This is a genomic window from Enterococcus sp. OL5 (genome assembly GCF_006491895.1).
Lineage (GTDB): Bacteria > Bacillota > Bacilli > Lactobacillales > Enterococcaceae > Enterococcus_D > Enterococcus_D innesii.
Genome location: NZ_VHIL01000006.1, coordinates 46,213 through 61,063, shown reverse-complemented (window position 1 = coordinate 61,063; position 14,851 = coordinate 46,213). Strand labels below are relative to the sequence as shown.

Annotated in this window: 10 protein-coding genes and 1 other annotated feature; of the genes, 8 read left to right on the top strand and 2 right to left on the bottom strand. The window is 43.7% G+C overall.

The annotated features are described in order from the left end of the window. Positions 1-2 precede the first annotated feature (2 nt). From FJU10_RS08815 to FJU10_RS08780, 8 genes are all read left to right on the top strand, one after another. A complete protein-coding gene (locus FJU10_RS08815) occupies positions 3-674 on the top strand; it encodes a YggS family pyridoxal phosphate-dependent enzyme (protein WP_077453525.1) in 672 nt (223 codons plus the stop codon). A 16-nt stretch (positions 675-690) separates the two neighbouring features. After that, positions 691-1,344, top strand: a complete 654-nt coding sequence (locus tag FJU10_RS08810) for a cell division protein SepF (RefSeq protein WP_077453524.1) — start codon at positions 691-693, stop codon at positions 1,342-1,344. Between the two features lie 26 nt (positions 1,345-1,370). After that, complete coding sequence (locus tag FJU10_RS08805) at positions 1,371-1,634, top strand: YggT family protein (protein WP_005228822.1); 264 nt, start codon at positions 1,371-1,373, stop codon at positions 1,632-1,634. Positions 1,635-1,652: 18 nt separating this feature from the next. Beyond that, positions 1,653-2,435: an RNA-binding protein gene (locus FJU10_RS08800; RefSeq protein WP_016613826.1), complete on the top strand. Its 783-nt coding sequence runs from the start codon at positions 1,653-1,655 to the stop codon at positions 2,433-2,435. Positions 2,436-2,455: 20 nt separating this feature from the next. Beyond that, complete coding sequence (locus tag FJU10_RS08795; protein ID WP_077453523.1) at positions 2,456-3,211, top strand: DivIVA domain-containing protein; 756 nt, start codon at positions 2,456-2,458, stop codon at positions 3,209-3,211. Continuing rightward, positions 3,207-3,435: a binding site (T-box leader), on the top strand. (Overlaps the previous gene by 5 nt.) A 391-nt stretch (positions 3,436-3,826) precedes the next feature. Next, the gene (ileS, locus tag FJU10_RS08790; protein WP_140965680.1) at positions 3,827-6,622 is read left to right on the top strand and encodes an isoleucine--tRNA ligase; all 2,796 of its coding nucleotides are present in this window, start codon (positions 3,827-3,829) and stop codon (positions 6,620-6,622) included. Between the two features lie 363 nt (positions 6,623-6,985). Beyond that, positions 6,986-11,491: a glutamate synthase large subunit gene (gene gltB, locus FJU10_RS08785; protein ID WP_140965679.1), complete on the top strand. Its 4,506-nt coding sequence runs from the start codon at positions 6,986-6,988 to the stop codon at positions 11,489-11,491. Between the two features lies 1 nt (position 11,492). Then, positions 11,493-12,932, top strand: coding sequence for a glutamate synthase subunit beta (locus FJU10_RS08780; RefSeq protein ID WP_081118413.1), 1,440 nt, complete (start codon positions 11,493-11,495; stop codon positions 12,930-12,932). 83 nt (positions 12,933-13,015) lie between these two features. Here the strand turns inward: FJU10_RS08780 and vanS are convergent, their stop codons facing one another. Both vanS and vanR-C read right to left on the bottom strand, forming a co-directional pair. Continuing rightward, complete coding sequence (vanS, locus tag FJU10_RS08775) at positions 13,016-14,146, bottom strand: vancomycin resistance histidine kinase VanS (RefSeq protein ID WP_317615668.1); 1,131 nt, start codon at positions 14,144-14,146, stop codon at positions 13,016-13,018. Further along, the gene (gene vanR-C, locus FJU10_RS08770; protein ID WP_063856725.1) at positions 14,136-14,831 is read right to left on the bottom strand and encodes a vancomycin resistance response regulator transcription factor VanR-C; all 696 of its coding nucleotides are present in this window, start codon (positions 14,829-14,831) and stop codon (positions 14,136-14,138) included. Before vanR-C ends, vanS begins: the two co-directional genes overlap by 11 nt. Between the last annotated feature and the right edge of the window lie 20 nt (positions 14,832-14,851).

Here is a 14,851-nt window from a genome sequence, read left to right as displayed (position 1 = left end):
ACATGATTTCTGAGAACTTGCACAAGATCCAGCAAGAGATACAGGACTCCTGTGCTCTTGTTTCTAGAAACGCCAGTGAGGTCTGTTTGACAGCTGTAACAAAATCCGTCGATACAGAAACGACAAGAGAACTTCTAGAAAATGGTGTGCGGAATTGTGCTGAAAATCGAGTAGAAAAACTACTTGAAAAAAAAGCAGCATTAACGGATTTTCCAGATGTCCGTTGGCATTTTATTGGCAATTTGCAGCGTAGAAAGGTAAAATCAATTATAAACGAGATTGATTTTTTCCACGCGTTAGATTCAATCAAACTGGCACAAGAAATTCAAAAACGAGCAGAGCATCCGATCAACTGCTTTGTGGAAGTAAATGTTTCGCAGGAAGCAACGAAACAAGGGATTTTCGTAGAAGAGGTGATGGCTTTTATTGAAGCACTCGCTTCGTTCGATAAAATTCGTGTTGTTGGATTGATGACGATGGCCCCGCTCACTGCTTCCAAAGACGAGCAGCATCAGATTTTTAAAGAATTAAAAAGGATTCAACAACAAATCGCTGACCTGCATCTTACACATGCCCCTTGCTTAGAAACGAGTATGGGAATGAGTAATGACTTTCCCATTGCGATCCAAGAAGGCGCAACATTTATTCGTGTAGGAACAGCATTATTTCAATAAAAAAGGAGGTTGACCGATGTCGCTCAAAGAGAAACTGACCAATTTTTTTGGATTGACTGACGAAGAAGATTATTACGAAGAAACATATGCCACTGAAGAACCGGCACGAACAGCATCTAAACCGGCTGTGAACCAAGGAGGAGCTTTTACGGCCTCCAGAACATCCGCGAATACGTATGCATCTGGCCAAGCGGCAACCCGTACAACAAGTCAACCACAAAATCAAGCTTATCAATACAGACAGCAACCTCAAACTGCTGCTTATCAACAATCCTCAGCTGCGGCTGAACGAGTAAGATCGGTACCTAAGACGGAAGAAAAAGTCGTTCCGATGGCGCAACAAAGAACCAATACGAGAGTCAAAGATACAAAAGCAAAAGAAACTTCCTCGCAAGTGGCAGGAAAAATAACGATCGTAGAACCACGTGTTTACTCTGAAGCAATGGGGATTGCGAAGCAAGTCATCAATGGTGATGCTGTACTTGTTAATTTTCATTTAATTGAAGAGTACCAAGCTCGTCGAATAGTTGATTTTTTAACAGGAACAGTGTACGCTGAAGATGGTGATATCAAGCGCGTTGGCGATGAAATTTTTCTTTGCACGCCTAAGGGTATGGAAATTGAAGGCACTGCCCAAACATTAGCAGATACCAATTTTTTTGATATCTAAAGTGAGGAGGAACGCCAATTTTATTCTTGAGATTCGTTAAATTACTGAGTGATGCTGTTTATCTGTATACCATTTTATTAGTGATCTATGCACTTTTGTCTTGGTTTCCAGGAGGGTATCAATCCGCTTTTGGCCGTTTCTTGGCAAAAGTGTGTGAACCGTATTTGAGTTTATTTGATCGATTGAAATTAAGTTTTGCTGGTATCGATTTTACGATTGCATTTGCAATTATTGTCTTACAGCTAGCATCACAAGCATTGATATTGATCCTACAATCAATTTTATTTTAACGTAAGGGGTGGTTATCGGTGAACGCAAATGTCTATCAACATTTTCGAAACGATGAACGCCCTTTTATTGATTCCGCTCAAGGATGGATCGAACAAGTGCAAATGCAGTATGCGCCATACTTGACTGATTTCTTAGATCCAAGACAAGCGTATATCTTAGAAAGCTTGATTCGTCAATCAACGGATTTAAGCTTCCGTTTTTTTGGCGGATACGAAGCTGCTGAAAGACGACGCTGTTTAATTTATCCTGATTACTATGAGCCCACCACCGATGAGTTTGACATGACTTTATTTACGATTCAATACCCGAAAAAATTTACGGTTTTGAGTCATGGAAAAGTTTTGGGCACGTTAATGGGGACTGGAGTCAAGAGGGAATACTTTGGAGACATTCTTTCCGATGGTGAAATATGGCAAGTATTCGTTGCTACTGAAGTCAGTCATTTTATTCAACTACAAGTGGATAAAATCGGCAACGTATCGGTACGTTTGGAAGAAACGAAATATACCGATTTGATCGTGCCTAAAGATGGCTGGACCGAGGAAAGAGAAACGGTTAGTTCATTGCGTCTTGATACAGTGATCTCCGCCGTGTACAACATCTCTCGTCAGCGTTCGAAACAGTTGATCGAATCAGGAAAAGTAAAAGTAAACTGGACAGAAGCATTACGACCAGATTTTGTTCTGGATTTACTGGATATCGTTTCAGTAAGAGGATTTGGTCGGATTCAAATACAGGGGTTAGAAGGAACCACGAAAAAAGAAAAAGTTAGATTGTTATTAGGTGTATTACGTAAATAAATCAAAGAGGTGTATAGAATATGGCATTAACTCCATTAGACATTCAAAATAAAAACTTTTCAGTAAAAATGAGAGGCTACAATCAAGACGAAGTCGATGACTTTTTGGATATGATTGTTCGTGATTATGAAGAAGCTGTTCAACGCAATCGTGAGTTAGAGAAATCATTGAAACATGCAGAAGAAAAACTCGAATACTTCAATGAATTGAAAGACGCCTTGAACCAATCCATTATCGTGGCTCAAGATACGGCGGATAAAGTAAAAACAAGCGCAAGCAAAGAATCAGAAGTAATCGTTACTTCTGCCCAAAACCGTGCGGATGAGATGGTTGCTACTGCAGAAAAACATGCCCATGCCTTGATGACCTCAGCAGAAGAAAAAGCCAAAGAGATTTTGACAGATGCAACAAATAATGCACGTCAATTGGCGACAGAAACAAATGACTTGAAGAAGAAAACCAGAGTCTTCCATAACAACTTATTAGTTATGTTGCAAACGCAATTAGAACAAGTGAAGAGCCCTGAATGGGAAGAAATTTTGGCGCCATTTTCAAGCTATGTACAAGATTCCCACCAAGTGATCAGAGAAGTTTTGTCAAAAGAACTTGACAGTGAAAATGGTTCTGGAGTAAACTCAGAAGCAGTGGAAACATTTGATGTGGACATTGTTGAATCAGATGAAAAAATCGTTGATGTAAGTGAAAGCCCTGAAGTGAAAACGTTAGATGATGCGAGAAACTTATTAGACGAGTTGAACAAAACAGATAACAACTAAGACACAGAACAGAAAAATTTCTTATATTTTTCAAGCGAGTTTGGGAGAGTGGAAGCCAAATAAAACCCTGTAAGAAATCAGATCATCTGTGAGTTGCGTTCTTGAAAGAGCTGACTTTTCAAAGACTCGAGTAGAGAACGACGCCTGATCCCGTTACCGATCATCAAAGAATTGTCAAATGACAATTAAATTTGGGTGGTACCACGAACACGTTCGTCCCTTGCCAGGGACGGACGTGTTTTTTGCTGTGAATCACTATGATTGGCTTGCGAAGCAAGACAGAATAGATGATGAACAGTACTAGGCGACCATAGGGGGCGTAGTAACCGTACTAGGAATCACAATGACTGGTCCGCAAAGCGGAACAGAGCAGACGATGAACAGTACTAGGCGACCATAGGGAGCGTAGTAACCGTACTAGGAATCACAATGATTGGTCCGCAAAACGGAACAGAGCAGACGCTAGCCAGCTGTTAACAATCAGTGAATCCTAAATGCATTGAGTTTATGGCAACCAATCCATTTGACAGGTTCAATAGAAGTAATCGGTTGATCGAGTCGATGGATTTTGAAACTATACCAAAACGTTGAGAGACGAAAAGGAGCGAAACAAGAATGAAAATGAAAGAAACACTGCATCTTGGAAAAACCGCTTTTCCAATGCGAGGCAACTTGCCAAACCGTGAAGTGGATTGGCAAAAAGAATGGGAAGAAAATCAATTGTATCAACGTCGTCAAGAATTAAATGAAGGCAAGCCAACCTTTGTCTTACACGATGGCCCTCCCTACGCAAATGGAAATATCCATATCGGACATTCATTAAACAAAATCAGTAAAGACATCATCGTACGTTCCAAATCGATGTCAGGTTTCCGTTCCCCTTATGTACCTGGTTGGGATACTCATGGTTTACCGATCGAACAAGTACTGACCAATAAAGGGATCAAGCGCAAAGAAATGAGCTTGGCAGAATATCGCAAAAAATGTGAAGAATATGCTTTGACACAAGTGGATACACAAAGAGCTGATTTCAAACGTTTAGGCGTTTCTGGTGACTGGGATCATCCATATATCACATTGACACCAGACTATGAAGCAGCAGAAATCCGCGTGTTCGGAAAAATGGCAGAAAAAGGCTACATCTACAAAGGATTGAAACCAATTTACTGGTCACCATCTAGTGAATCATCATTAGCAGAAGCTGAGATCGAATACAAAGATGTGAAATCACCATCGATCTATGTGGCTTTTCCAGTCGCAGATGGCAAAGATTTGCTTGATTCAGATACAGCTTTTGTTATCTGGACGACGACACCATGGACCTTACCAGCGAACCTAGGAATCTCTGTGAATCCAACCTTTGCCTATGTTCAAATCTTGGCTGATGGTCGTAAATTCGTCGTGGCAAAAGATTTATTAGAAACCGTGACGAATGAGATCGGTTGGGAATCTGTCGAAGTATTACAAGAATTGGCTGGCGATCAATTGGAAAAAATGACGGCACAACATCCTTTTTATGATCGTACATCTCTAGTAATGTTAGGTGACCATGTGACATTGGATGCCGGTACTGGTTTGGTCCACACTGCACCAGGACACGGGGAAGATGACTACATCGTCAGCAAAAAATATGGTCTAGATGTCTTATCACCAGTCGATAGCCGTGGGGTCTTCACAGAAGAAGCACCAGGATTTGAAGGGGTCTTTTATGACAAAGCCAATCCAATGATCACTGAGCTTTTAGAAGAAAAAGGAGCCCTACTAAAACTAAACTTCTTTACTCACAGCTATCCACATGATTGGCGGACGAAAAAACCAGTCATCTATCGGGCAACACCACAATGGTTTGCGTCTATTGATAAGTTCCGTCAAAATATTTTGGATGAGATCGAAAAAGTAGATTGGATCATTCCATGGGGCAAAACCCGTTTATACAATATGATTCGCGACCGCGGCGACTGGGTGATCTCTCGTCAACGTGCGTGGGGCGTTCCGTTGCCAATCTTCTATGCAGAAAACGGCGAAGCCATCATTACGCCTGAAACGATTGAGCATGTGGCAAACTTATTTGCTGAACATGGTTCAACGATTTGGTTTGAAAAAGAAGCAGAAGAATTACTGCCAGCTGGCTTCACGCATCCAGGCTCACCAAACGGCAAATTCTCGAAAGAGACTGACATCATGGATGTTTGGTTTGATTCAGGTTCTTCTCACGAAGCGGTGTTACGTCAACGTCCAGAATTGACATTCCCAGCTGACATGTACTTGGAAGGTTCTGACCAATATCGTGGGTGGTTCAACTCAAGTATCACGACTAGTGTTGCGATCAACGAAGTCGCACCATATAAAGCCGTCTTGTCTCAAGGCTTCACCTTAGATGGCGAAGGTCGCAAGATGAGTAAATCTCTTGGTAATACCATTGCACCAGAAAAAGTGATCAATCAAATGGGTGCGGATATTTTGCGCCTTTGGGTCAGCAGTGTTGACTACGAAGCGGATGTCCGAGTGTCTATGGATATCTTGAATCAAGTGTCAGAAGTCTATCGGAAAATTCGCAATACCATGCGTTTCTTATTGGCTAATACGAATGATTTTGATCCAGCAAAAGACAGCGTACCATTTGAAAACTTGCGTTCTGTTGATAAATACATGATGGTTCGCTTGAATCAAACGATCAAAACGATTCGGGAAGATGGCTATGAAAAATATAACTTCTTGCATATTTACCGAACAGTCATTAACTTCTTGACAGTCGATATGTCATCCTTCTATTTGGATTTTGCGAAAGATGTCGTTTATATCGAAGCTGAAAATGATTTCCAACGTCGCGCCATGCAAACCGTCTTCTATCAAACAGCGGTTGCGTTGACGAAATTACTGACGCCGATCATTCCCCATACGGCAGAAGAAATCTGGTCACATTTGAAAGAAGAAGAGGAATATGTTCAATTAGCGGAGTTCCCTGGCTATGATACATTTGCTAACCAAGAAGAGCTGCTTGATTTATGGCGTGCTTTCCTTGATTTCCGTGACAATGTCTTAAAAGCATTGGAAGAAGCACGTAATGCAAAATTGATCGGGAAATCGTTTGAAGCGAAAGTCACTGTTTATCCAACCGAACCGGTTGCGGCATTACTAAAAGCTATCGATTCAGATATTGCACAACTGCTGATCATTTCACCAGACTTCTTAACGATCAAAGAAGCAGGGGAAGCAGTACCAGAAGCGGCCTATCAATTCGAAGACGTGGCGATCTTAGTGGAAAAAGCCGAAGGTGAAGTCTGCGAACGTTGCCGCCAAGTCCGTGTAGATGTTGGTGTAGAAGAGCAACTGCCAACACTTTGCGGCCATTGTGCAGCCATCGTCAAAGAAAACTATCCCGAAGCAGTTGCAGAAGGCTTTGAAAAATAAAAGAACGAAAAAAGATGACCCCATTGCGGGTCATTTTTTTGAAATCAGTCAAGCTTGTTCCTTGAGAATGGGACATAAACAGCTGTTTGTGACATCTAAATGAGAAAATCCGACTTAATTGATAACGATTCTCATTTGTTTGCAATAATTTTCCGATAGTTTATTGTATAATAAAAAAACCTTATTAGACGAAGATTCCTGCCTGTGATTTACAAGTCACTACTTGTTCAATGGATTTAAGTAACCCTTGAAGGAAGAAATCAACGAGCACGGATCAAGTAAAAAAAACTTGCCAGATAGAAAAACAGGTTGTAAACTGTTAAAAATCGGAATATTCAGAATATTGAAAGAAAGTGTGATTCCATGAGTGATTTAGAGATGATGAGGAAAACGAACCAAATGATGTACGATGCCGCTTTTGAAAAAGATGCTTGTGGGATGGGCTTTATTGCACAAAAAGATGGTCGCTATTCTCGAGAACTTGTGCAAAATGCCTTAACGATGTTAGAACGGATGAATCATCGAGGGGGAACTGGCGCTGAACCTGACACGGGGGACGGAGCAGGAATCTTGATGGCGATGCCAGATCCATTTTTTCAACAGCGAGCAAAAGAGGCCGAAATCCCATTGCCTGAAAAAGGCGCCTATGCTGTTGGGATGTTTTTTTTACCGAAAGAAAAGCTCCGAGCAGCACAGGTCCAAGAAGAAGTAACTAAAGACATTCAACAAATGGGTTTTACGGTTTTATGGCAACGAGATGTGCCTTATGATTATTATCAATGTGGGCCAGGGGCTCAAAAAGTCATGCCCTCATTTGTGCAAGTCTTTATTGAAAAACCTGTCGATGTAGCTGCAGGCCGTCCCTTTGAAGATCAGCTTTATCGGTTACGGCGAAAACTGGAAAAAACGTATCATACCGATGAGCTGTCTATCTGCAGCTTATCTAGTAAGACAGTTGTTTATAAAGGGATGCTGCATGCCTATCAAGTTGGCTTGTTTTTCAAAGATCTTCAAAGCCCAGAAATGACTTCCAGTATTGCTTTGACCCATTCTCGTTTTTCAACGAATACCTTTCCAAGCTGGAGTCGGGCGCAACCTTTTCGTTTCTTAGCCCATAATGGCGAAATCAACACCTTACGTGGGGCGGAAAATTGGATGCATGGACATCAGATCGAAGTCTACGATGACGAAAACTCCGATTCGGCGAAGTTGGAAAATTGTATGGAGTATTTGTATCGTCAAGGTCGAGACATTCCCCAAGTACTGTTGATGATGGTGCCAGAAGCATGGTCCAAAGAAGCTGGCTTGACGCCAGAACTGACGGCTTTTAATGAATACAATGCAAGCTTTATGGCCCCTTGGGATGGACCAGCAGCTTTATGCTTTACCGATGGGGATCTGGTAGGAGCTGCACTCGATCGAAATGGGTTGCGGCCATCTCGCTACTCGATCACGAAAGCTGGTTTTGTTATCGTGGCCTCTGAGTCAGGGGTTGTCGATCTGCCAGCGTCAGAAGTGATTGAAAAAGGGGTGCTTGGACCAGCAAATATGTTTTTGGTGGATACCAAAAAAGGGGTGATCTTACGCAATCAAGAAATCAAAGCGCATTATGCGAACGCCCATCCTTACCAAGAGTGGTTAGCGGATCACTTATTAACACCAGAGCTGCTTCCTGACGCAGAAAGACAGGAGGAAACGGCAGATGATGCGATCCAGACCCTTTGGAAACGAAATGGCTACACGGATGAGATCATTCGCACGTTGATTTTACCAATGGCTCAAACGGGAGAAGAACCAGTGATTTCCATGGGGTTTGATTCACCCTTAGCCATCTTAAGCGAACGTCCCCAATCTTTGTTTACGTACTTTAAACAACAATTTGCTCAAGTGACCAATCCGCCAATCGATGCGATTCGTGAAAAATTGGTAATTGGTACCGAACTGTTTTTAGGTCGAGATGGTGATGTTTCAAAGGACATTCGAATCAATTGCAATAAGCTGAAGATTGCTAGTCCTGTGTTAAAAACGAGTGAATATGAAAAAATCAAACAGTTAGATCAAAAGGGGCAAAAAGCGGTTTTACAGTCGATTCTCTATGATTATGTACCAGAAAATGGAGCAGCATTGCAGCAAGCGTTAGAAGCGCTTTTTAAAGAAACGGAACAAAAAATTGATTCTGGGGCAACGATCGTCATTTTAACTGATCGGGAAGTCGTTCAGCCGCAAGAAGGAAAATTGGCAATTCCGATCCTTTTGGCAGTATCTGGCCTGCACAATTACTTGGTGCGAAAAGGCAAACGTTCCTTGGCATCGATCGTTGTAGATACTGCGGAAGTCTGTGAGGTCCATCATTATGCCATGTTAGTCGGCTACGGAGCAAGTGGGGTCCACCCTTATGGGGCTTACCAGACATTGGCCCACTTTGAGCTTTCAGAGAAGATTGAAAGTTACCGCAAAGCTTGTGAGAAAGGTATTGTCAAAATTATGTCACGGATGGGGATTTCAACGATCGCCGGTTACCATGGGGCGCAATTGTTTGAAGCTGTTGGTATCTCTGAGAAAGTCATCTCCGAATACTTTACCGGCACGGTTACTCGTATCGGTGGACTTTCATTAGCGCAAATCGAGCAAGAATACTTAACGCGTTATGAAGCGGCGTATGGCGAGAAACGCGTGGATTATCTTGATTCGGGTGGTAGCTTCCAATACAAAGCTGACGGGGAACATCATCTGTTCAATCCAAAAACGATTTATGGATTTCAAAAAGCTGTTCGTACCGGCAGCTATGCGCTTTATAAAGAATATGCGGCGGAGATGAACCAAGACGCGTTAGAGAATCCAACGACCCTACGTTCTATGTGGACTTTTGCGAACACAAGACGCAGTATTCCATTAGCTGAGGTGGAGCCAGTTGAAACGATCGTCAAACGATTTAAAGTCGGCGCGATGTCTTACGGCTCTCTAAGTGAAGAGGCGCATCGCTGTATTGCTGAAGGAATGAATGCGATCGGGGCAAAATCCAACAGTGGAGAAGGTGGAGAAAACCGAAATCGTTTCAAACCAGTGAATGGCATTAATTATAATAGTCGCATCAAACAAGTAGCTTCTGGCCGTTTTGGTGTCAATGCCGAATATTTAATGAGTGCGGACGAACTCCAGATCAAAATGGCGCAAGGTGCGAAACCTGGTGAAGGGGGGCAATTGCCAGGCAACAAAGTCTTCCCGTGGGTCGCTGAGATTCGTGGCTCAACACCTGGTGTCCGATTGATTTCGCCGCCACCACATCACGACATTTATTCGATTGAAGATCTAGCCCAGCTGATCTATGACTTAAAGGCAATCAATCCCTATGCACGGATCAATGTCAAATTGGTTTCTAGTACGGGCGTGGGTACGATCGCTACCGGTGTCGTCAAAGCCGGCGCAGACGTAGTCGTGATCTCAGGCTATGACGGTGGGACCGGTGCTTCTCCGAGAAATTCGATTCGTGATGCTGGCTTGCCTTGGGAGATGGGGCTTGCAGAAGCCCATCAAACGTTAGCTATGAATCATTTGCGGCAGCGAATGACCTTAGAGACAGATGGAAAATTAATGACGGGTCGAGACATCGCCATTGCTGCTCTTTTAGGAGCAGAAGAATATAGCTTTGCCTCTTTAGCGCTAGTTGCGATTGGTTGTGTCATGATGCGGGTTTGCAGTATCAATACATGTCCTGTCGGCATTGCTACGCAAAATCCAGCGTTGCGCAAATTTTTCGCAGGGAAACCTGAGCACATCATCAATACGATGTACTTTTTAGCAGAAGATTTACGGGAAACAATGGCCGAGCTAGGGTTTCGCACGATTGATGAGATGGTAGGACACGCGGAAGTGTTGACACCACGCTTCGTTGCCAAAGGCAAAGCAAAGTCATTAGACTTTTCTAGAATGATAGGGACGACGATCCCAATCGAACGGAAAGTGACGGACCCATTCCTTGAGAAACGACAATGGCCAGAATTAGACGCTTTTGCCCAAGCAGCTATCGACAATAATCAAGAAATCGTTATGAATCATACGATCAATAATGTTCAACGTTCAGTCGGCGCTCGTTTTGGGGGCTGGATCGCAGAACGCTTTGGCAATTACGAAGTAACACCAGGTTTGTTGCAGTTTACGTACCGCGGCATTGCTGGACAAAGTTTTGGGGCGTTTGCCACCCAGGGCATCCAGTTGAAACTGATTGGCGAGGCCAACGATTATGTAGCCAAAGGACTGAGTGGTGCCCGTTTGATCATTGTGCCGCCTGAAGATGCCGCTTATGACGCAGAGCATTCACCGATTGTCGGTAACGTTGCTTGTTTTGGGGCGAATCGAGGTGAAGGCTATTTCCGCGGCATTGCTGGCGAACGCTTTTGCGTCCGTAATAGTGGAGCCAAAGTCGTTGTAGAAGGTGTTGGGGACCATGGCTGTGAGTACATGACTGGCGGCGTCGTGGTGATTTTAGGAAAAACCGGCCGCAACTTCGGTGCCGGAATGTCCGGTGGCGTGGCATACGTCTATGACCCTGATCAAACTTTTGCAGAAAAATGCAATCGGGAAATGGTTGATTTGTACCGAATTGGCGAAAGTGGCGATGACCATCAGCTGAAGGAAATGATCCAGCAGCATTTTGCCTATACAGATTCATTAAAGGCTGCGGAGATTTTAGAAGATTGGGAAAATCAGCAGCAACATTTCATCAAAGTCTATCCGACAGAGTACCATCAGATGATCCAAGCAACGGAGACTTTGGCTGAGCAAGGATTTATCGGGGAGGAACTTGTGACGAAAGCTTTCGAAGCCGTCGTCGGTCCACAATTGACTATTCCAGGAAAGGAGCGCGACTAATATGGCAGATCCATTTGGTTTTTTAAAGTACCCAAGAGTAGAAAATCCTACCCGACCGGTTTCAGAACGTATCCAAGACTGGCAAGAATTACAGACGCCATTGCCTGAAAATGAGCGTCAAGAGCAAGCGGCGCGCTGTATGAATTGTGGCATTCCTTTTTGTCATACAGGTTCTTTTTACGGCGGTCAACGGGCGGTTTCAGGTTGTCCCAATGACAACCTGATTCCTGAATGGAATGATCTGGTTTATCAAGGGCGTTTCCAAGCCGCCTTTGAGCGTTTAGCCAAAACCAATCCACTACCAGAAATGACAGGGCGTGTCTGTCCTGCTCCATGTGAAAAAGGCTGTACCGAGGCACTGAATGGCTCAGGTGTCACGATCCATGACAATGAACGTTTTATTATCGATACTGCTTTTGAAAACGATTGGGTCAAAGCTTCCGGGTTGCCTCAAGAAGCGACTGGTTTCAAGGTGGCGATCGTTGGTAGTGGACCGGCTGGTTTATCCGCTGCTTGGCGCTTGAATCAACTAGGACATCAAGTGACGGTCTATGAACGCAGCGATCGCTTTGGCGGTTTGCTAATGTATGGTATCCCAAACATGAAATTAGACAAAGATGTCGTGCAGCGACGTATTGATCTAATGGCAGAGCTAGGCGTGACCTTTGTCGCTAATACGGAGATCGGTCGTGACTTGTCAGCAGAGGAATTGGCTGCTCAGTATGATCGGGTCATTTTGGCGACAGGTGCCAGTGTTCCTCGTGACTTGAAAATTCCTGGTCGTGAATTGACTGGGGTCCAATTCGCAGTCGATTATTTGACGGAAGCAACCAAAGATGTATTAAAGCATGGCAAAGCGGCAACCAGTAAAAAACTTGCTGGCAAGCACGTCGTCGTGATTGGCGGCGGCGACACTGGAAATGATTGTATTGGCTCAGCGATTCGGCAAGGAGCCGCTTCTGTGCGCCAATTGGAGATCACGCCCCAACTGCCATTGACACGTACCGACAGCAACCCTTGGCCTGAATACCCAATGACAGCCCGCACAGGCTATGGGCAAGAAGAAGCGGCTGAAGTGCTGCAAACACAAGTGACGTATCATGGGGTGTCCACAACGGCCTTTATCGGCGCCGAACGTGGCCAGTTGATTGCTATTGAAACGGTCTCGGTGGATCAACAGTTTCAGCCGATCCCTGGTACAGAGCAAGTGATCAAGGCGGATTTAGTCTTGTTGGCAATGGGTTTTATTGGCGCAGAGACCCAACTCTTTGATGCCTTTGGTGTGCGAGAAGTTTATGATGATTATACAACAAATAATGAACGGGTCTTAGTGGCAGGCGATGCTAAAAGAGGACCAAGCTTAGTGATCTGGGGGATTCGTGAAGGACGCCTAGCGGCAGAAAAAGTCGACCAAGCGTTACGATCATTGGTGTATCAATAAGCAAACAATAAAAAACAACCTGAGCAGCTCGTCCTCCTTCTAAATCAGAAGGGGAGCAGTGAAATGCTCAGGTTGTTTGCATGTTAGGAAGTTGGCTCAGATGGATGGGGCTTTGATCGCTGTTCATTTTTTTCCATTGCTGCCTTTGGTAGGCGAATCGAAAAGACGATGGTTTCGTCACGGCTTTCCGCCCAGATTTTTCCACCTAATGCTTCAACGATTTCTTTGGCGATCGGCAGCCCCAGACCGGTTCCACCAGTCGCAGTCGCTCGTGAAGCGTCCATCCGATAAAAAGGCTCAAAAATCAAGCCAATTTTTTCAGCAGGGATCGTTTTCCCATGATTGGTCAATCGAATCAAAATATCATCAGAGGCACTGATGGCTAAATGCAAGGGGGAATCGGTATAACTATAGTTGATGGCATTGCGGATCAAGTTATCAAAAACGCGTTCCATTTTCTCCGTATCAACGGTCGCAAAGACTTTTTTCTGTAGCTGCAGTTGCCAATGAAGGTTCTTTTCTTCTAACAGCGGTAAAAATTCGAACGTCAACTGTTCCAGCATTAAGCTAAGATCCGTGGTTTCGGTCTGTAAGGCGATCGTTGTAAGATTAAAACGGGTGATTTCGAAAAACTCGCTGATCAATAATTCTAGCCGCTGGGCTTTTTGCAAGGCGATCTTGGTATAGCGTGCCCGTAGTTCGGTAGAAAGCTGTGGTTCCTCTTCTAACAGCGTCAAGTAGCCGATCACACTGGTCAAAGGTGTACGTAAATCATGTGCGAGATAGACGATCAAATCATTTTTCCGCTGCTCTGCTTCTTTGGCTGCTCGTTGATCTTGGAGATTTTTTTCCCGTAACTGGTTCATTTCTTCTTGCACATCGTTCAGATTGCTGGAGAGAATGATTCGCTTCGTGGGTTCGGCAATCAATTGATTCGTGGCTTGGATCGTTTCATTCAAATAGCTGATGGCTTTACTCATATAATAAATCGTTGTACTTGCCCAGATCAGCAAGGCACCGATGGCTAGACAGACGAGCCAATAATCAGCAAAAAGCCGTAATATTTGATAAATGGGTTCATAGCCGTACCAAACCCTCAATCCTGCTACAAAGCGAACAGTTAAAGGGATCAGAATCAAGAGGAGCATTAAAACACCTGTGGTGATAAAGTATTGAGTCAAAAGTTTCCGAATCAATGGACTTCTATTTTTCAATGATATAGCCGACCCCCCATACAGTTTTGATTAATTTCGGTTTGCGTGGTTGTTCGTTTAGCTTTTCCCGCAGACGGGCAATATGTGCCATCACTGTGTTATTGTTGTCTAAATATTTTTCTTTCCAGACTGCTTCAAAAAGGGTTTCCGAGGCAACGACCGATCCCTGGTGTTCAAATAAGTAAAGCAAGATTTTAAATTCGATTGGGGTCAAAAAAACCTCTTTGCCATAAAGAAAACATTGGTGGCTGTTGATTTTCAACAGTAAGCCTTCCTTTTCGTATTCTTCAATCTTCTGCGGAACAGCTGACTGATTGTATCGTTGGTATCGCCGTAGTTGCGTTTTGACCCGAGCAACAACTTCTAATGGATTGAAAGGTTTGGTCACATAATCATCTGCACCTAGACTTAGACCGGTAATTTTATCCAGATCTTCTCCTTTAGCAGTGAGCATCAGTACTGGAAAAAAGTGGGTTTTGCGAATGTTCTGTAACAGCTGAAAGCCGTCGATATCCGGCAGCATCACATCTAAAACTGCCACATCGACTGTTTCTTTTTCGAGATAAGCCAAAGCACTCGTTCCATCATAAAAAGGTTCCACTTGGAAGCCTTCATTTCTTAGAAACGTCGTGACTAACTCGGCGATTTCTTTTTCATCATCAACAACGATTATTTTTTCTGCCATCCTTGATTCACTCCAACTAT